Raw genomic sequence first — 18,798 nt, 5'->3', positions numbered from 1 at the left:
AGCTAATAAATATTAAGAATTCTCCCCTTTTCCTCGTCCTCTGAGATTTTAATGTATGTGGTTTGATTGGGCAACAGGCTTTCTATTTTCTCCGGCCATTCAATAAAGCAATAATTATTTGTGGTCAGGTAATCCTCTATTCCAATGTTCAGGGCTTCATCCAGGGAATTGATCCTGTAAAAATCCATGTGGTAAATGATGTGCCCCTCTTTGCTCCTGTATTCATTGATAAGGGAAAATGTAGGACTGCTTACGATATCGATAACATTCAGTTCGTTACAAATGGCTTTAATAAAAGTGGTTTTTCCTGAACCCAGGTCACCGAAGAATGCAAATATTTTATGCTCTTTATTGGTATCCAGAAACTTACTGGCTACATCAGGTAAACTTTTCAGATTTTTTATATATAGCGTCTGCATCGGTCTGTTATTGCTTTGGTTTCAAATTAACAAAAGGAATCATCATCTCTTCCATCGAAATACCACCGTGCTGAAAAGTATCCTTGTAGTAATTGACATAATAATTGTAGTTGTTGGGATACACAAAATAATCCTGATTCCGGCAGAAAATATATTTTGTGGACAGGTGGGTTTTGGGAAGATGGATGGTCTCCGGATCGTTGACTTCAACCACCTCCGAAGGATTATAGGAAAGATTTTTACCATTTTTGTATCTGAGGTTTACGGAGGTTTTTTTATCTCCAATCACCTTTCTTGGATTCTGTACCTGAATATTGCCGTGATCAGTAGTGATAATCAGATTGATGTTTTTATCAGCCAGTTCTTTAATTAAGGTAAAAAGTGAAGAGTGAGTGAACCAGGATTGTGTTAATGTTCGGTATGCAGCTTCATTGCTGGCGAGCTCTTTTATTACCTCTATTTCCGTGCGGGCATGGGAAAGCATATCGATATAATTGATAATGAGTACTGTTAAGGGATAATTTTCAAGATTGGAGAGATTCTGTAAAAGCTTTGTTCCTTTTTTAGTGGCTCCCAGTTTTTCGTAATAGAATTTAATATCCAGTCCCTGTCGATCGATGTGGTTTTTTAACAGGCTTTTTTCCTTCAGATTTTTGCCCCCTTCTTCTTCATCATTCAACCAGAATTTTGGATACATCTCTGAAATTTCAAGGGGCATTAAACCGGCAAAAATAGAATTCCTTGAATACTGAGTGGCGGTGGGTAGTATGCTGAAATACATCTCTTCATTATCTATCGAATAATACTCCCTGAAAAACGGACTCAGTTTTTTCCAGTGATCATAACGAAGGTTGTCAATCAATATTAAACATACCTTCTCACCCTGTTCAAGCAAAGGGAATATCTTATATTTCATTAAATTGGGAGACAATAGCGGACTTTGGGTATTATCCGAAAACCAGTTGAAGTAATTGGCTTCAATGAATTTTGAGAATTCTTTGTTCGCCTCTGTCTTCTGCATTGTCAATACCTCATTCATCTCACCTTCGCTCTGCCCTTCCAGTTCAAGCTCCCAGTAAACGATTTTATCGTAGATCGTTTTCCAGTGGTCGGGGGTTTCGGCCTGATTGATCAATTGGGTAATTTCCTGAAAATTGGATTGATACTTGGATATGGTTTTTTGAGAGACGATTTTTCTGGTCTCCACATGTTTTTTTATGGTCAGCAGAATTTGTTTCGGATTTACAGGTTTGATCAGGTAATCATCAATTTTAGCCCCTATCGCTTCTTCCATAATGTCTTCTTCTTCGCTTTTGGTGATCATAATGACAGGGGTAGATTGGGCGTTGTTCTTTATCCTGCCAAGTGCCTCCAAACCGCTCACGCCTGGCATTTGTTCATCCAGAAGGATGATGTCATAGGTTTTGTTTTTTAATGCTTCAATGGCATCATCGGCATTGCTTACAGTGAATACCGTATAACCCTTTTCTTCCAGAAACAGGATTTGGGGCTTTAGTAAGTCAATTTCATCATCAATCCATAGTACCTCAATGCTTTTCATCCTTGTGTTTGCGCCCATCTTTTTTGCAATCCACTAATTATTAAATGGTTCTTTCTTTAAAGAAGTTAATATATTCAATTATTGATTTTTTATCAAGTAAAGTAAGGTAATTTTTTACTGAAATGAAAAAATATCTGTATTCGTTGGAATCCACTTCGGAAAAAACTCTTTCTTCTCTTTTGCTAAGCAGATCGAAATATTTTTTTGCCGTGCTGTAGTCCTCGAATTTCCTTACCGTAATGATGTTGTAGAATTCATTGAATTCACTGATTTCTGTGTTATAGTCTTTTTGAAGGAAATAATCCAGGTTAAAATTAATCACTTCAAACCTGAGCCGGTCAAGGTCAATTTTTTCCGGATTTGCGATGATGGCGAAGTAATAGGGCCCATCTTTGTTAAAGGTATACAGGCTGTCTTCCACTTCCCGTGCTGTGGATACATCCTCTCCGGAAGTGTCAGGCGTAGATTTTTCTCCGTCATCTGAGCCCGGCTTGTTTTGAGCAAATTTCTTGTTGAGCTGCTGCAGTTCTGTTTTTTGGAGATAGGATAAAATATCTTTTGCCTGACCGGAAACGTCTGTTTCTGAATAAGATTCAACCAGCGATTGCAGCCGGTTGCGGAATGAAATAATATCCCTCGTCTGGCCTATAACCAATGCTTCCAGGTAATCAAATCTTGCAAGATAAGTGCTGTCCTCTAATTGTTCTTTTGCTTTACGGCAGTTGTCGAGCACTTTTCCGTATTGATTGTTGCGGTATAGCTCCAGAGATTCCGAATATAGCTTTTCTGCCTCATTCTTCCGGTTTTCCAGTTCCCTGAAATAATCGGGATTGTTCAAAACTTTTGCATGATTGCTTTCAGGATATTCATTCAGGATTTTATCTTTATATCTTTCGGCCTGGCTTGTATTGTCCTGTTTTTTATATAGTTTGTGCATGTTGTAATAACAGGTGAGTTTAAAGGGATTGTCGGGATACTGCTCATTAAGTGTCTGAAATGCTTCAATCGCTTTGGCTGGGTTGTTCAGGTCATTCATGTAAATATTTCCTACGCTGAAATAAGCTTCCTGAATTTTGCTGTGGGAGGCTTCCATGGCCGAATCCGTCAGGGGCAGATTCTTGACGTAATATTGTTTGTTGCTCTTGCTGTATTGCTGTTGATTGGTTTTTTGAGCCTGCTCTTGTTCTTCACTATCTGAAAAGCCTTCAAAATCAGCCTGGGTTTTACTGCTGATGCGCCAGTTGTCTTTCAATTCCCGATTGCCCCACCTGTTCTCAAATTCTGACTGGCCGTTTTGTATGGCAGTAGAACTGTAAAAATACCACGCTCCGTCGGTCCTGTTCCGATTGGTGTTTTGTCTTCTTTGAGCACTTAATTGATTTTGCTGATCGCGTGTTTTTTGTTGTTCTGATTTCCTTCGTTTTTCAATTAGCTGGCTTATCAGCCGGTTCCTTTCAGCGGGTTCCATCCTGGCCACTTTCTGGAGGCTGTCCTCCCTTTCAATGGTGTTCAGATTATCAACGAGGCTTGTCAGATGCTGTGTTTTCATAAACAGATCGGTGTATCCCGGGTAGTCGGATTCAATGGTAGTTACTGCACTGTCATAGTATGCCTGAGCATTGGAATATTTCTTATTCTGGAAATAAATATCAGCGACCGATAGGTAGGAAAGTCCTTTTTGATTTTCATTATCGGTGTTGTGAGCAATTGACTTTTTGTAATAATCCAGGGCCTGTTGGAAGTTGTTCTCTGCAACAGCTATTTCACCCAAAGCATAATAAATCTGATCCAGGTATTCTTCATTTTTATTATTTCCCACCATGTTCTCAAGGTCTCTTTTTACTTCATTGCCGCCCCGCCTGGTTATCTGCGAGAGCGTGGCCCGTTTTAACCTGGCATTGAATTCCATTTTATAATCGGGATTCATGTCTATCACTGCTTCATATTGCCGGAAAGCTTCATTGTGTTTTTCGGCTTCCTCATAAAGCTGAGCAAGTATGAACGAATACCTCACTCTTTTCTCTTTTTTATCGGCATGATCAATTGCTTTTTTCAAATGGGGAATGGCATCTTCAGGTTGATCCTGTTTGATATGATAGTCGGCATAGGTAGCAAAAAATTCGGTTGCGAAGTTGTCAGACAGCGTGTGTTCTTTCTCAAAACCGGCAAGTACTTTTTCCGCTTCCCTGAAATTGTTCATTTCAATATGACACCGGGAAAGCCAGATTTTGGACTCCTGCTGAATAAGTTCATTCTTGAATTCCCAACTTGCATGTTGTAATAATTTTGCGGCTGTGCCGTACTCCATCTCCCAGAAGTAAGCTTTTCCCATCAACAGGTAGGCATCGTCCACGTACTTGTTAAATTCCGATTTGTTGTAATATTCTTTTTCTTCTTTGCTTAAGTTTCTTTTGTCTTCAAGGGATTTGGGCTTTGAAGAGATGGAATGTAAGCGGATCAATTTGGAGCATTTTTCTATTGTTCGGTCCATCTGGGGTTTTATGTTTTCCGAGAGCGTTTCGTTGCCGTTGATGAACAAGGGAAGCGTTCTTGTAAAATCATATTGGTGCCCTTCTTTATACCTGTTTAATCCTTCCTCATAGCTTTCTTTGGCATTGAACAGGATGTTGTAATAAGAGGTGAGGTTGTGATAAAAGCGTGTAATAGCCGTATTTTTTTCCGGGCTGCACTGAAAGAAGAGCCACGGAAAAAGAAAAAGCAGCAATAATGGAATGACCCGTATTTTTATCGGTGTTTTCACATTAAATGGTTCTTTAACCAATCTAACTGAATTTTGGATTTGATATTATCCATATGGAGTATAAATCCTAATTTGGACAAGCCAAAACGGAAGAACATTAAATTCCTTGAGAGCATCCTGTTTGGTTTTGGCTTGTCCAAATTAAAATTCCACGTACATATAAAAATGATTCATTTCCTGAAAATGAGCAAAAGGGCCTTTCGTCCTTTTAGGTCAATACGCCCGTATTCTGGCTACTCGTTGTTGATTGCAACAACTTCTTTTACTTCGGGTATCTCCTTTTTCAATGCCTGTTCAACTCCGTTTTTAAGGGTATAAAGGCTGAAAGGGCAGGTACCGCAAGCTCCCTTTAAATGAACCTTTACAGTAAGATCGTCGGTGATTTCCTCCAATGAGATATCACCCCCGTCGGCTAACAGGTAAGGTCTTACTTTATCTATCGTTTCGGATATCTTTTTTTCTATTTCCTTTCTTTTTTCCTGTTCCATGGCTGTAGTTTTAGTTTATTTGTGTTTGATCTGCACCCTTTGGGTAGGATCAAGGTTTTTATTTCTTTTTTCAACTTCATTGATCAGGTTTTGGCCCAATTCATAAAACGCCGCACCGGTCTGTGAATTTTCATCCAAAGCCGTTGGTGTTCCTTTCTCTCCGTCTTCCATGATGCTCTGCACTATGGGTATTTGTCCCAGAAGGGGTATTCCTTCCTGTTCGGCAAGCTTTTTACATCCTTCTTTTCCGAATATATAGTATTTGTTATCAGGCAACTCTGCCGGAGTGAACCACGACATATTCTCTACCAGCCCCAACACCGGAACATTGATCTGTTGTTGTGTAAACATCCGTATTCCCTTAATGGCATCGGCCAATGCCACTTTTTGAGGGGTGCTCACAATTACGGCTCCGGTTACAGGCAATTCCTGCACCAGCGTTAAATGGACATCGCTTGTTCCCGGGGGCAGGTCAACCACTAAATAATCAAGTTCCCCCCAGTCGCCTTGGTTGATCATCTGTTGTAATGCATTCGTGGCCATAGGGCCTCTCCAAACCAATGCATCTTCCGGGTTAATAAAAAATCCTATGGAAAGCATCTTAACCCCATAATTTTCAATAGGTGTTATTTTATCAATCCCTTCTTCTTTTTTTACGTAAGGTCTTTGTCCTTCTACATTGAACATTTTGGGTATGGAAGGGCCAAAGATATCTGCATCGATCAGACCTACCCTGGCGCCGGTTTTAGCCATGCTCACAGCAGTATTGCAGGCGATGGTGGATTTACCTACGCCCCCTTTACCTGAAGCTATGGCAATGATGTTTTTTACCCCGGGAAGCACGGGTTCATCTTCCCCGGATGCTGTTTCTTTGTCCTGTTTTTGTTCCTCCGTTTTAACCGATATGTTTCCCCGTATCTGGACTTTTTCACCCAATTCATCTTCTATTGCCTGTACACAGGCTTTCCTGAGAGAGGAGATAACTGGGTCGTTTTGCTTTTTAAATAACAGGCTGAAACTTACGCTGTCTTCTTTGATCTCCATGTCATCCACCATGCCCAGTGAAACGATATCCTGCTGTTTTTCCGGATGTTTCACCTTTTTAAGTATATCTAAAATTTGTTTCTTCGAGTAACTCATAAAAACATATTATATTAATTTGATTTAAATAAACAACAAAAATAAGGAGATAATTATACAATCCCTAATTTGGAGAAGCCAAAACGGAAACACATAAATTCCTTGAAAGCATCCTGTTTGGTTTTGGCATGTCCAAATTATTCAAAAAATTCTATTAATCATTCTTTATTTGGATCCCAGAAAAGGTTATGAAAATCATAAACTTGATCATCTTTTACGCGAACCCCTTCACTTTCCAGTAATTGTTGCATTACATCCGGTCCGGGAAAGTGATGTTTCCCGGTAAGAAGGCCTTGCCTGTTGACCACCCTGTGGGCAGGAATGAATTCATCCTGTGCATGGCTGTTATTCAATGCCCACCCAACCATCCTTGCCGAGCCGGGTGCACCCAGATACCTCGCAATGGCTCCATAAGTGGTTACCCTGCCCTCAGGGATCATTTTGGTTACTTTATATACCTTTTGGAAGAAGGATTCTTCATTCATCCTGCGGTTCTTTCAAATTTTGGTGTTTGTCCAGTTTGAAAGCTATGTATTTGATTTTTTTATTTTCTTCCAGGAATTGTTTTTCATAGAAGGTTTGAATTTTTCTGACCTCTTCCAGCTCACTGTTATTGAGAGCATGGATGTCGTTTTCGGCATGCCGTAGATTCAGCTTATTTTCCCGGATAATGGCCAGGGTATACTGGTAAACATTGGAATTGTCTGTTTTGAGGTGAATGGTGGCATCGTCCCGTATAAACTGCTGATAACGGGTTAAGAACTTTGTGGAGACCAGGCGTTTTCTGGCTTTTTTGGGCTGAGGGTCGGGGAAGGTTATCCAGATGGCCGTAACTTCATCCTTCTCAAAGAAGGAAGTGATAAAATCTATTCTGGTTCTGAGAAATACGGCGTTGGGAATATTTTCCTCCACAGCAGTTTTGGCTCCTCTCCACATTCTGGCTCCCTTGATATCAATCCCGATGAAATTGTAGCCGGGATATCGACGGGCCAGGTTAACCGTATACTCTCCTTTTCCGCATCCAAGTTCTAAAACAATGGGATTGTCATTCTTAAAGACTGCCTGATGCCATTTTCCCTTTAAATGGTAATCCTTATTAAATACTTCCACGAATTCCGGTTCGATCACATTCGGGAAGGCTTTCATCTCCGCAAAACGCGTCAGCTTATTCTTGCTCACGGTCCGGAATTTTTGCTTCTTCTATCACAATGCCAATATCAGTAATGTACTTTAAGTCCGATCTTCTCATGGCCTGCTCTATTTTCATGCCGTAGGTGCCTTTTGCCGGGAATCTTATATATTCTTTGTAGGGGATCTTATTCTCATAAACATCTCCCCAGCCTTTCCCGTACCATCTTCCTCTATCATCGGCCAGCATACATTCAAATGTGTCCCTTACCGTATTTCCCCGGGGCGATGTTGTTTCGATGAAAAGGTAAAGGTTCCTGAACTGGTACTTGGAAGTGTTGCGAACACTCAAATATACATTATAGGGCTGGAGGGTATCCTCTATTTTAAAGTCATAGCTTAATATTTGGTTTTTGTTCCATTCGGAACCGGGGATGTCTTTGGTTTCGTTGTGGATTACATTGGAATTGCAGCCATGTATCAAGAAAAGAGCCAACACAGCTCCCAAAAAGATCCTACTGTTTTTTATCATTGCTTTTGCTTTTTCTTTTTTTCTTGTTTCGCCGGTTTTTTTTCTTTTTGCTGCTCTTTTGCTTATTGTTGAAACGATCGGCACTGTCCTGGCCTACATCGTTCTCAAAACTGTAGCCCTCCGTGCTGGATTCTTTTACTTCAACAAGTGATTCCACACAGTTACCCTTCTGATTGATTTCGATGATTTCCTTGACACGATCTACTGTAACCGGAATCAGGTTTTCAGAGGATTCCTTGTAGAAGGAATACCAGAGTACTTTTTTGAAAATATCGGTTTTTTGGTGGTAGGCTGTCCCTTGTTTGGTTTTTAACTCTATAGAAGTATCCGGGAAATCTTTCTTGGCATCGATGTAGCTATCGAGTTCAAAATTGAGACAGCATTTAAGTTTGCCGCACTGGCCCGCCAATTTCTGAGGATTCAGGCTCAACTCCTGATATCTTGCTGCATTGGTGGTTACTGAAACGAAATTGCTGATCCATTTGGAACAGCACAATTCTCTTCCGCACGAGCCAATGCCTCCAATTCTTCCGGATTCCTGCCTTGTGCCGATCTGCCTCATCTCAATCCGTATTTTGAATTCCTCGGCGAGTACTTTGATCAATTCCCTGAAATCCACTCTTTCTTCTGCAATATAATAGAAAATGGCCTTGGTCTTATCACCCTGATATTCCACATCGCCGATCTTCATGTTCAGTTTGAGCTCTTTGGCAAGCTTCCGGGCTTTGATCATCGTTTGGTGTTCCAGGGCAACAGCTTCGCGCCATTTTTCTATGTCGGCTTCCTTAGCCTTTCTGTAGATCTTTTTGAATTCGGTATCTTCGGGTGTGATACCCTCCTGTTTCAATTTTCTCCAGACCAGTTCGCCGGTAAGCGAAACAATCCCGATATCATGACCCGGTGAAGCTTCTAATGCAACAATATCCCCTTCAGTGAGCGGTATATGGTTAATGTTTTGGAAATATTCCTTACGGGTATTTTTGAACCGAACTTCAACAACATGGAACTGATCCCCGTTATTGGGGAGATCCTTCAGCCAATTGTACGCGGATAGTTTGGTATAGTGCTCTGCTTTGCAAAAATCCCTTTGACATTTATTTTGGTATTGTGTGGTTTGATCTTGCTTCAGGGATTGATCCCCGTTTATATCTTTGTTTATATTTTGGTCCATAGATGGCTTGATTTAAATGCATGTGCATGAATATATATAGTATATACATTGTATATGTATTATTCATTTCATTTGATTCTGATGCAAAGGTAATAAAATTATAATCTTAACAATTTCATCAGTTGAATAGAAAGATCCAACAATATGGTTTTTGTATGTGCATTCATCTGAATGTCCCGGTACGCTTTGTTAAATTGGTTATAAATTCTGTGTGCATTGTTCTCATGGATGAATGATGAAAAATTATCTGAAAATGTTTTTTCTTCTTCCGTGAGGTATACGAGATTTTCCATTTTAAGATTCAACATAAAATTTTCTCTGACCATCCTGGAAGCATATTGCAGAAAAATTTTCAGGTTTTCTCTTCCCACTGATGCGTTCTGATCCACCCAGTCCAGTATATCCACCACTTTTTTGCTGTAGCATAAACGCATTAACGAAACGAAGCGCTGAAAATTTTCTTTTTCCTCTTCTCTTGTATGAATAAAGTGCAGTGCTTCCAGGTAATTGCCATTGGCCAACCTTACCACTTCCTGGGCCTTTTTGGGCTCCAGTCCGAAATGATCGCTGATTGCATTGAACATGCTTTCATCATCAATTCTGGGTACACGAATTTTTTGTGTTCTTGACAGGATGGTGGGAAGCAACAGATCGGAATTTTCCGATACCATCAGAAAAAGTGTTTTGGGCGGTGGTTCCTCGATCAGTTTCAGCAGCTTGTTGGCAGCACTCCTGTTCATGCGTTCCGGGAGCCATATGATCATGATCTTGTATTCCGATTCGAAGCTTTTGAAATAAAGTTTATTAATGACCCGGTTGCTTTCATTGGCAGGAATGATGCCCTGTTTATTTTCCAGATCCAGCTTTTGGTACCATGTTCTGGGATTGATATAGGGGTTTTCCAGAAGGGTATTCCGCCATGTTTCTATGTAGTGATCGGAAGTTTCGGGTTTGGATTCAGAAGCTTTTTTTACCGGAAACATAAAATGGAGATCGGGGTGAACCAGCTTGTTATATTTTCTGCACGAAGCACAGGTTCCGCAAGCATCCTTTTCTCCCTTGTTTTCGCAGTTGATATATTGTGCATAAGCAAGTGCCAGAGCAAGCTTACCCGAACCTTCCGGTCCAAGGAATAGTTGAGCATGAGCTATTCGGCTTTCCTTTACCGTTTTGATAAGCTGATCTTTTATCCTGTCCTGCCCGATAATCTCTCTGAATAACATATATTTCGGATTCTTTTCCTTATTGCCAGGGTTTGTGATTTTATAGCCTTTTCAAAGATAAAAATAATTGAAAAAGATCATGACCTTTATATAATTTTGCCTCATAAATTTTGCTTGCTAATTTGGACAAGCCAAAACGGAAACACATTAAATTCCTTCAAAGTATCCTGTTTGGTTTTGGCTTGTCCAAATTAGGTTGAATTTTATATCAGATAAGATTGGATAAAATTCATGCGGCCGGCTTAAACCGAAAGAAAATAAGCACCATGGGCAAAATCAGGTTTTAAGTGATTAACTTGTAGCCAATCGGTAGACAAAAATCTATTTTTATCTTTAAATTTGCAGGAATCTTATATTTGGTTCACAAATAAGTATTATTTTATGTTTAAACGAATCACATCATGTATTGTGGTGTTGATTATAAAAAGGAGGTATTATGAGTGAAATGAAAAATTTGCAAGTATTGCAGGATGCGGATCTTAACGGTAAGGTGGTTTTGGCCAGAGTGGACCACAATGTAGTTAAGAAAGGCATTATTAAGGATCCTTACAGAATAGATTCCACGATTGGGACTTTGATGAGCATTTATGCCAAAGGTGGCCGGCCCATATTGATGACTCACGTGGGAAGACCCAAAGATAAGAAAACGGGTGAAATATCCATAAGCCCTGATAGTTCTGTCAGGCCAATTGTGGAGTATCTACAGAATAAGCTCTATCTGAACATTGTAGTACCCGAGTTTACTGAAACGGCTAAGAAGGGTTATACCGATGTGGACTCCTCCATTAAAGATCATATTAAGGATTTGAAGGAAGGTAAGATTGATGCCATCTATATGCCCAATACCCGTTGGTTCCTGGGCGAAGAGGATAAGGGTGAAGAAGCTGAAAAGCTTTCTAAACAACTGGCTGGCCTGGCCGACGTTTATGTGAATGATGCCTTTGGCTCATGGCAGGCTCATGTTTCCACTGTAGGTGTGGCCAAACATCTTCCCGCTTACGCCGGTCATTTGATGCAAAAGGAAATTAAGAACCTTGAGCGGATTTTCAATCCCGAGAAGCCTTTTGTAGCAGTGGTAGCCGGTGCCAAATTTGATACCAAGGCCGATTCCCTTTATTCCCTTCTCGACAAGGCCGATCACCTTGTTCTTGGCGGAGTTATTTACAATGCCTATCTGTGTGCCAAGTACGATATCAAAATTGAAGGGGTATCGGATGATGACATCAAGGTGGCTAAAGAGTTCGTTGATTATGCTTCCAAGCATGCGGATAAAATACTGGAGCTTCCTTACATCATTGAATCGGATACACTGGATGGTAAATTTGAAGGCAAATACCGTGAACATGATGTAAGATCACTGGAAGCCGGAACCAAGCTGAATTATGTTCTGGATGTTTCCGAAAAATCTTTCCGGGAAGATAAGGTTCAGGAGGCCTTTAAGAAGGCGAAAACCATTTTCACCAATGCTGTTATGGGCCTGACACCTGATTTTGCAGAAGGTACCATTGCCCTGGATAAGCTTATTGATGAAAATAAAGATGCCATGAAGCTGTTTGGCGGCGGTGATACCAACGAGGAACTGAAAAATCTGCTGCCCGGCGTGTACATGAAGGCTGTAGATGATCCCAGTTACTATCTCTTCACAGGTGGCGGAGCCGTTCTGAAAGCCATTCAGGAAGGTACCACAGTAGGCCTTGATCCGGTGAAAGCGCTCATGAAATAACACCGAATGGTGTCTTAACTATAAAACTGGTATGGATGATTTCCATACCAGTTTTTGTAATGCTCTTTTGATGTTATGGCTTTACTGAGATACTTCAAAAAAGGTGTTGTGGAAGCAGGATGCGATGAAGCAGGCAGGGGTTGCCTTGCAGGTCCTGTCTTTGCCGCCGCTGTAGTTTTGCCTTCTGATTTGGAGCTTCCACTGTTAAATGACTCCAAAAAGCTCACACCAAGGAATCGGTATGCCCTCAGGGAGGAAATTCAAAGATTTGCACTCGGTTATGCCGTAGCTTCCATAGAGAATGAAGAAATTGACAAGATAAACATTTTCAAAGCTTCCATGCTTGCCATGCATAAGGCTTTGGAAAGGTTAAATCCCCTACCGGAGCATGTGCTGGTTGATGGGAAATATTTCTATCCGTATAAAAATGTTCCTTATCAATGCATTGTGGAAGGGGACGGGAAGTACCTGTCCATAGCAGCAGCTTCCGTATTGGCTAAAACCTGCCGCGATGATTACATGATCCGGTTAAGCAGCGAATATCCGGAATACGGATGGCACAGCAACAAAGGCTATGCCACTGCCCGGCACAGAAAGGCTTTAATGGAATACGGCATTACGCCTTATCACCGAAAAAGTTTTAAATTACTTCCAGACGCCCACCAGCTTGAACTGAAGGGTCTCAGAGATCAATCCTGATCTTCTCCTTTATCCTTTCTTTTTTTAATAAAAATGACCAAAACCTCAGTATATAAAAACATCTGAGATTCCGATCATTATATTCTCCTACAAACTTTGGCTTTAAAAACAGTCCAACATTCAAACAATCAAACTCCGGCCAAACTAGTAAGGTTATTCTTCCTCTTGTGTTTCATCCACAAATTGACGCCGGCCCAGTTCCCGGTCGAGCATCAACAGTCCCTGGCCTTTGCCACCGACCATCTTGAGCTGCTGAAGCAGTTCATCCGAATTGGCTTCTTCTTCCACCTGCTCGGAAACAAACCATTGCAGCATGTTATCGGTACCATGGTCTTTTTCTTCCCTGGCAAGATTAACCAGATCATGAATCATCCCGGTCACCTTCTGTTCGTGGGCATAAACCTCTTCAGCTACTTCCACCTCATCTTTCCATTCTTTAGGGGGTTTTTCGATGGTTTCAAGCTGAACCCTGCCGCCTCTTTCATTGATGTAGCGGTAGAATTTCATGGCATGGGTCATTTCTTCCTGGGCCTGAATATACATCCAGTTGGCAAATCCAGATAGATTGCGATCTTCAAAATAAGCCGACATACCAAGATAAAGGTATGCAGAATACATTTCTGCGTTGATCTGTTTATTCAGTGCTTCTTCCATTTTTTCTGATAACATAAGATTTTCCTCCTTATTTTTATGTTTTAGATAAATTTTATTTACAAACTTAAGTTAAATATCTTGTTCAACAACTTTGTAGGGTTTTTGTTTAAGAATTTTTCTCCCTTTTTTGACTGAACTCAATAATTGGGGTTAAATATCAATGGCAGTCGGTAGAAAGCATGTACCCGGCGGCTGGAGGGCCAGAAAAACAGAATATGCACCCATTATAAGAATATTTTATCCTGCCAAACAACCGGCTCATTAAAATTGTTAAACCAATAAAAATATTATGTTACTCTGGCCTTTGAGAAAATTATCGATAGAAACTTCCCTGGATAAGGATGAAATATATCAAAAGATGCATCAATCCACTGATCAGAATAATACGGGCATTTACTGGGGGAAACGTTTTTATAAGACGTATTGGGGTAATGTTAGTCCCACTGCTTTCAGGATCCGGCCTGTTGTTCCGTATTGGAACATATCCCCGCTGGAAATTCAGGGTACGGTCAAAGAGCAAATCCAGGCCAAAACCCTCGTAAATATGAAGATGGTATGTCCGTTTCTGCGGGTTGTTTTGCCCCTTGTGATCCTGGCAGTGGTATTGTTTTTTGTAAGTCAGGGTTTACAAGGCAACCTTGATGTGTTTTTCAACAGTTCCGTGCTGATCCTTCTGGGAGCTTATCTGTTCGTTAACATACCTTTTCAAATACAGGCAGCAAGGAATGTGGACGATCTGATAAAAAAGCTGGACGGGAAAGCGATAAGGAATGAATAGCTAAGGAGTCTTTGATCTCTCTTTTCCTTTTAATCCGAAATATCCTGGATGGTTTGTCATCCGGTCCGACTGCCGAATGTGGTCGGACCGGTTATTTCAAACAATTGGACCCTTTTGCCAAATAACTGAGTGACCATTTTTTTCTGCTGGCCCACCCTTTTAGGTTTATCATTTGCTTTGCCTGTAATATTTCATTTAGCAAAAGTTTGCCATATGCCCACTTTTCTATTGCCATCCTCAACCCGTCCGACCGGCATGCATGATCAGGATATTTCCAGAATTCACTGGCCTGGTGCCTGAACCTGTTCCGGACATTTGTCTCTGACAACCGGTCAGACGGGGTGCCAAACCCCTACCTGAGTGCCTGTAGCTGTATCGTCCGGCTAGCCTCTGTTTGCCTAACGCCAACTGCGGTTTACCAACAGCTTTTTTGTAAAAGGCTAAGTGTAGGGAATATTGGAGTTTTGCCGATTTTACTTTAACGTTAGGTGTTTCTGCGAATACAACGGAATGACCACGAATGACAACTGAATGACCATTGGTGACCACAAAACTTGTTCAGCTTTCAATACCTGCCTGTCCTTCTTCCCCAAACTCCTGTCAAACCTTCAAACAATCAAACTCTTTTGTCAAACAATTGAAAGACCTGCCATCTTCAGCCCTTCTAGAATCCTATATTCGACTGAAAATCGTCGCCCTCAAACATATTCATCCAGCGTTTGATTCCTCAGATATTCCTTAAATTCTTCCGACATTTTGCTGGTTATGTTGTTCATAATGCATTTGTCGAAGGGGCATACGGGTTTGTTCATCGGGCAGGTATTGATCTCGATGGTACCTTCAATGGTTTCATAAATTTTGAGGAAATTGATGTCTTCGGGTTTTTTCTTCAGCTCAAATCCTCCGTGAGGGCCGCGATGCGATGTAAGATATCCTGATTTTACCAGCCTCTGCATTACCTTGGCTACGTGATGCTTGGATGTACTGGTAAGTTCTGCTATCCTGGCAACGTTTATTCCCTGTTTTTCCCTTGCAACCAATATTATTCCATGAAGAGCGATGGAAGCTGCTTCTGATAATGAAACCACTTTGGACATGCGTATAAAGTATTTTGGTAATTTAAGTATTTCAATACGCAAATATAATTAAAAATATTTCCGTTTCCTTCGATAATTGAATAATTGTTTTTAAATTTGAAATATACATGCACTTCGTGAACTTTCAGTTTGATCCATATAAAAGCACCAGAAATAAAAAGAAGCATGGTATTGACTTTAAGGAGGCCCAGAATTTATGGAAGGATCCATTTCGAATTGAGATTCCTTCAAAATTTGTAGAAGAAAAAAGGACTTTAATGATCGCAAGGCTAAATAATGTAATATGGACTGCCGTTATAACTTACAGAGATCATATGATACGAATCATATCAGTTCGAAAATCAAGAGAAGATGAAAAGAAAATATATTTCAGCAAAAGAATTTGACGAAAAATTTGAAGCGGGGGAAGATCTTTCTGAATATTTGGATATGGAGAAAGCCAATCGCCCCGGCCTTAAGAACAAGAAAATCAGGCTTCAACTGCCTGAATGGATGTTGGGTAGTGTTGACAGAGAGGCAAAAAAAATGGGCGTTAGCCGGCAGGCCGTTCTTAGGATGTGGATCTCGGAGAAGTTAAAGAATCAAACCTATTGAACCTTATTGAACGATGATTTCCTTTTGAAAGGATATTTTTCCCAGCCATATCCTTCCCTGGTCCTGTTTCAATTCTTCTTTATCTACCCAATGTAATCCCGGAAAGGTAAACCGGGCCGTATACATTCCCGTGGGAACCACTTCAAAACGGTTGTAGGTAATGGTGAAGGTTTTGGTTTCCCCGCTTTTGATCAGCGACAGCCACTCTTTTTTCCAGGTTTTATATGACTCGGGGCTTTCAACCTTCATCTTATGAGCGTAAGATTCATGGGTGGCTTCATCACTGATATAAAGCCCATTTGTGAAGTAATGGAACAGCTTGACACCCATCTTATCCGGATCCAGGTAATAATAGTTGAATGAATCCTCGTTGGTCAGGGTAAATTCGAACTTAACCCGATATTGGTTCATGTAGGTTACCGAACGGATCTCGCCTTTCAATCCTTCATGGTACTGATTGAAACGTTTTAACGCAGCGGCTATCCTCTGGTCGCCCCTTGGATCGGGAGTGGGGTTTCCAAGTGTATCAATGATATTGATGAACCCGATGGGAACAATATAATCGCTGTAGAAGTTGGGATCGCAGTGTATTACCGGCCCTTTCGGCATATGGGAATAATACCCGGGGAAGGTATGCCCGGAGTAGATCTTTTCTCCATCGGCATATACCGTAAATTCATCCATGTCATGGAGCTCCTCTTCCTTAAAGTAAGAGAAGTCGTGCTTTAGATAGATCATGTGTGTGGAGAAGTCGTAATAGTCAATATCGCTAAAGTTGATGACGGTTTGGTTGTTCATTTTCATAATGAACCCGACCTCGGACGGACGGATTTGATTGCCGCCGTTTTCACAGCCTGCGGTGAAGAGGGTTAACAGGATCACACCTGCAAAAAATGTTCTCATTTCTTAGTGCTTTTATGCTATAGATGATTTATTGTTTAATTGATTGCCAGGGTTTTGTTTTAACAGAAAAGGCCGGGGTTGCGCTGTTACCCCGGCCAGATCAGGAAAGTGGCTTGATGAGCCTGAAGAAAACATTTGTTGAACAATTATTCTGTATCCGTCTCCGGAATCTCGTCTTCCGGTTCTCCATTATAATACTTAAAGGTTGCACCATAGGAGCGCATGATGCGCCGCTGGCTGGGCCCGTCCATTTTTCTAAGGGAATGTCGAAGGTCTGCCATGATGTCGTCGATCAGCTCGATGGCCCGAGGCCGGCGCCCTTCAAGTTCTGCCTGGGCCTCATCATATATGCGATCCGCAATGGGAATATCGCGTCTTTCAGCCAGGGCCTTATCTCTGGCTGCTTTCAGTTCTTCTGCATCCGGGTTTTCCATGGCGGGATAACCTGCTGCCACTGCTTTGGCATCGCCATCGATGATCTTGTCTGCCAATATGAACCACTCCTCGATGGTGGTTGGTCGGGGAGTAAGACCACTAAGAGGCAGTTCGTAATAGGTCAAAACACCTGCCGGCTGGTCCAGGCGTTTAACCCTTCTTCTTACTACCTCCCAGAAATCCCGTGTAGCGGTTTTCATGTCCTCCAAAGCTTCCGAGCCTTCCTGAACCTCTACGGTACGTTTGCTGAGCGAATCGTTGATCCTTTTAATCGCCCCTTCAAAAAGCGGAATAAACTCTGTTACGTCATTTTCGGTCTGTTCTGTAAGATGCGAGTTACCGGCCGCTTTGTCGTAGGCTGCTGTTACTACAGCGCGCTTGAGAAATCCCAGGCGTGCTTCGTCATTGGTGGGTTCTGCAAATATTGGCATGGCTTCTGATTTTTAAAAATTTATTTGGCTAAAAAATTTGATTTAAAAGTACGAATTATTTTAATATGCTTCTTTACAAAATGATCAATTGTTAATAACTTTTGGAAACAAACCATAGCTCCTCTTGAAAATTACCAGGTCAAATAATTGTTCTTAGCCGATGCAATTGTATGGAATCTTAAATGGGGCAATAATGGGTCTTGTTACCTGACAGTTAAAGATCATTCAGGATGATCCTCATTTTCTGCGGTGGGAAATGAAGATATTTTTACCGGAAAAAGGCAGTAATCTGCGGTATATTTGCTTCCCGGCTGTTAAGTAATCGTTTTTTCTATGGATACAGAGGGATTGTTTCGTGGGTAAACCCAGGTTACTGCAGATCAATAAGCTTAGTGATACCAGGTAAGCCTTATTTCTGCAGGCAAATATGATTTGGGACATAGGGTAAGGCATCTTTCCACGGAAAAGCAGGTTCTTCGCCGTCAGGCAACCCATTTATCTGCAGGAATGCTATATTCCCGACGTCGGGTAAGCCATGTGTCTGCAGAAATAAGGGTTTGCTTTTGTCGGGAAGCCTGTTTTACGGCAGAAATATACGGTTTCCAACGTTGGGTAAGCCATCTGTCTATGGAAATTTGGGATTTCTAATCTAGGGCAACCCATTTTTCCATAGAAATTTGGGATTTCTAATGTAGGGTAAGCCGTCGGTCGGCAGAAATGTATCGTTTCGGACGCCAGTGATCTCATATTTCTGCAGAAATTTAAGGTTTTTAACATAAGGTAAACCGGATTTCCATAGAAATATAAGATAATTAATGGAATATTTGTTTTGTTGGTATACGGCTCACATTCTGTCGCACACTCTACGAGGCGCCCAAGCCGCTGGGTTCGGCGTTTCTATCGCTATCTGCCCCCTGAACGGGGGCAAGAGGCCGGGCCTTTAGAAAGCCTGAATTGAATGCAACGATATGGTAGGGAAATAAAGCCATAACCGATTTTCATTTATAGCTTCATATTTTTTTATAAGGCAATGGGATAAAAAAATCATCATGTCCTTTAGA

The 18,798-nt window shown here is 41.2% G+C and carries 19 protein-coding genes; 5 read left to right on the top strand and 14 right to left on the bottom strand.

Features of this window, described 5'->3' with window-relative positions; translation table 11 throughout:
* Nucleotides 1–2: 2 nt before the first annotated feature.
* The 10 genes from tsaE to holB all read right to left on the bottom strand — a co-directional run bounded on the left by tsaE (nucleotide 3) and on the right by holB (nucleotide 10,423).
* Nucleotides 3–419 carry a tRNA (adenosine(37)-N6)-threonylcarbamoyltransferase complex ATPase subunit type 1 TsaE gene (gene tsaE / locus KGY70_01425; GenBank protein MBS3773824.1) on the bottom strand — a complete coding sequence of 139 codons (417 nt, stop codon included), beginning with the start codon at nucleotides 417–419 and terminating at the stop codon, nucleotides 3–5.
* A gap of 7 nt (nucleotides 420–426) precedes the next feature.
* Nucleotides 427–1,980 carry a PglZ domain-containing protein gene (locus tag KGY70_01420; GenBank protein ID MBS3773823.1) on the bottom strand — a complete coding sequence of 518 codons (1,554 nt, stop codon included), beginning with the start codon at nucleotides 1,978–1,980 and terminating at the stop codon, nucleotides 427–429.
* Nucleotides 1,981–2,020: 40 nt separating this feature from the next.
* Nucleotides 2,021–4,741: a tetratricopeptide repeat protein gene (locus tag KGY70_01415; protein ID MBS3773822.1), complete on the bottom strand. Its 2,721-nt coding sequence runs from the start codon at nucleotides 4,739–4,741 to the stop codon at nucleotides 2,021–2,023.
* Nucleotides 4,742–4,974: 233 nt separating this feature from the next.
* Complete coding sequence (locus tag KGY70_01410; protein ID MBS3773821.1) at nucleotides 4,975–5,229, bottom strand: NifU family protein; 255 nt, start codon at nucleotides 5,227–5,229, stop codon at nucleotides 4,975–4,977.
* Between the two features lie 15 nt (nucleotides 5,230–5,244).
* On the bottom strand, nucleotides 5,245–6,369 hold the full coding sequence (locus KGY70_01405; protein ID MBS3773820.1) for an Mrp/NBP35 family ATP-binding protein: 1,125 nt from the start codon (nucleotides 6,367–6,369) through the stop codon (nucleotides 5,245–5,247).
* 158 nt (nucleotides 6,370–6,527) lie between these two features.
* Nucleotides 6,528–6,854, bottom strand: a complete 327-nt coding sequence (locus tag KGY70_01400) for an MGMT family protein (GenBank protein ID MBS3773819.1) — start codon at nucleotides 6,852–6,854, stop codon at nucleotides 6,528–6,530.
* Complete coding sequence (gene trmB / locus KGY70_01395; GenBank protein MBS3773818.1) at nucleotides 6,847–7,515, bottom strand: tRNA (guanosine(46)-N7)-methyltransferase TrmB; 669 nt, start codon at nucleotides 7,513–7,515, stop codon at nucleotides 6,847–6,849. Before trmB ends, KGY70_01400 begins: the two co-directional genes overlap by 8 nt.
* Before the next feature lie 19 nt (nucleotides 7,516–7,534).
* The gene (locus KGY70_01390) at nucleotides 7,535–8,029 is read right to left on the bottom strand and encodes a gliding motility lipoprotein GldH (protein ID MBS3773817.1); all 495 of its coding nucleotides are present in this window, start codon (nucleotides 8,027–8,029) and stop codon (nucleotides 7,535–7,537) included.
* Nucleotides 8,013–9,200 carry a hypothetical protein gene (locus KGY70_01385; protein MBS3773816.1) on the bottom strand — a complete coding sequence of 396 codons (1,188 nt, stop codon included), beginning with the start codon at nucleotides 9,198–9,200 and terminating at the stop codon, nucleotides 8,013–8,015. Before KGY70_01385 ends, KGY70_01390 begins: the two co-directional genes overlap by 17 nt.
* Nucleotides 9,201–9,298: 98 nt before the next feature.
* Nucleotides 9,299–10,423: a DNA polymerase III subunit delta' gene (holB, locus tag KGY70_01380; protein MBS3773815.1), complete on the bottom strand. Its 1,125-nt coding sequence runs from the start codon at nucleotides 10,421–10,423 to the stop codon at nucleotides 9,299–9,301.
* A 436-nt stretch (nucleotides 10,424–10,859) separates the two neighbouring features.
* Between holB and KGY70_01375 the strand changes: the two genes are divergently transcribed.
* Nucleotides 10,860–12,146 (top strand): phosphoglycerate kinase, encoded by a 1,287-nt coding sequence (locus KGY70_01375; GenBank protein ID MBS3773814.1) that lies wholly within the window; start codon nucleotides 10,860–10,862, stop codon nucleotides 12,144–12,146.
* A gap of 75 nt (nucleotides 12,147–12,221) precedes the next feature.
* Nucleotides 12,222–12,845, top strand: coding sequence for a ribonuclease HII (locus tag KGY70_01370; protein MBS3773813.1), 624 nt, complete (start codon nucleotides 12,222–12,224; stop codon nucleotides 12,843–12,845).
* 153 nt (nucleotides 12,846–12,998) lie between these two features.
* Here KGY70_01370 and KGY70_01365 read toward each other — a convergent pair whose 3' ends face one another.
* Nucleotides 12,999–13,514, bottom strand: a complete 516-nt coding sequence (locus tag KGY70_01365; GenBank protein ID MBS3773812.1) for a ferritin — start codon at nucleotides 13,512–13,514, stop codon at nucleotides 12,999–13,001.
* A 274-nt stretch (nucleotides 13,515–13,788) separates the two neighbouring features.
* Here KGY70_01365 and KGY70_01360 point away from each other — a divergent pair, with 274 nt between their 5' ends.
* Nucleotides 13,789–14,277: a hypothetical protein gene (locus tag KGY70_01360; protein MBS3773811.1), complete on the top strand. Its 489-nt coding sequence runs from the start codon at nucleotides 13,789–13,791 to the stop codon at nucleotides 14,275–14,277.
* Nucleotides 14,278–14,975: 698 nt separating this feature from the next.
* On the opposite strand, the gene KGY70_01355 is transcribed toward KGY70_01360, so the two are convergent.
* A complete protein-coding gene (locus tag KGY70_01355) occupies nucleotides 14,976–15,374 on the bottom strand; it encodes an Rrf2 family transcriptional regulator (GenBank protein ID MBS3773810.1) in 399 nt (132 codons plus the stop codon).
* A 107-nt stretch (nucleotides 15,375–15,481) separates the two neighbouring features.
* Here KGY70_01355 and KGY70_01350 point away from each other — a divergent pair, with 107 nt between their 5' ends.
* A complete protein-coding gene (locus KGY70_01350) occupies nucleotides 15,482–15,760 on the top strand; it encodes a BrnT family toxin (GenBank protein MBS3773809.1) in 279 nt (92 codons plus the stop codon).
* Nucleotides 15,726–15,968, top strand: a complete 243-nt coding sequence (locus KGY70_01345; GenBank protein ID MBS3773808.1) for a hypothetical protein — start codon at nucleotides 15,726–15,728, stop codon at nucleotides 15,966–15,968. Before KGY70_01350 ends, KGY70_01345 begins: the two co-directional genes overlap by 35 nt.
* A gap of 3 nt (nucleotides 15,969–15,971) precedes the next feature.
* Here the strand turns inward: KGY70_01345 and KGY70_01340 are convergent, their stop codons facing one another.
* Both KGY70_01340 and KGY70_01335 read right to left on the bottom strand, forming a co-directional pair.
* A complete protein-coding gene (locus KGY70_01340) occupies nucleotides 15,972–16,871 on the bottom strand; it encodes a hypothetical protein (protein MBS3773807.1) in 900 nt (299 codons plus the stop codon).
* Between the two features lie 146 nt (nucleotides 16,872–17,017).
* Nucleotides 17,018–17,737, bottom strand: a complete 720-nt coding sequence (locus KGY70_01335; GenBank protein ID MBS3773806.1) for a hypothetical protein — start codon at nucleotides 17,735–17,737, stop codon at nucleotides 17,018–17,020.
* Between the last annotated feature and the right edge of the window lie 1,061 nt (nucleotides 17,738–18,798).

The organism is Bacteroidales bacterium (genome assembly GCA_018334875.1).
Classification (GTDB): Bacteria; Bacteroidota; Bacteroidia; order Bacteroidales; family UBA12077; genus JAGXLC01.
Note: the sequence above shows the minus strand (reverse complement) of the source record. Positions and strands in the feature narration are given on the sequence as shown.